General features: G+C 72.6%; 1 protein-coding gene. It reads right to left on the bottom strand.

Going from position 1 to position 299, the window contains the following annotated elements; genetic code table 11:
* A partial coding sequence (locus QN345_RS20080) for a DNA polymerase ligase N-terminal domain-containing protein (RefSeq protein ID WP_323509247.1) occupies nt 1–299 on the bottom strand: 299 nt, incomplete at both ends.

The following is a 299-nucleotide window of genomic DNA, read 5'->3' as shown; positions in this document are numbered from 1 at the left end:
CGAACCCGCCGTACTCGAGGGGATGGTCTTCGGTGCGCACGGCGAGGTGATTCTTCGCCGGATCCGTCGGCACCCCGCGCGGGAGCGCCCAGGAGGCGAGGACACCCTCGTGCTCGAGACGGAAGTCGTAGTGCAGGTTCCTGGCGTGGTGTTCCTGGATCACGAAGCCCTGCCGGTCGGGGCTCGCGGTCACGGCCCCGGTGCCTGCTTCCGGCACCGGCTCCGGGGTGCGCGCCGCCGAGCGTTTGCTGCGATACACGGCCAGCCGGTCCCCGGGGTCAGGCGCGGGGGCGAACGCC

This window comes from Cryobacterium sp. 10I1, from assembly GCF_035019805.1.
In the GTDB taxonomy this organism is placed as follows: Bacteria; Actinomycetota; Actinomycetes; order Actinomycetales; family Microbacteriaceae; genus Cryobacterium; species Cryobacterium glucosi.
This window is presented reverse-complemented; position numbering and strand designations above follow the sequence as displayed.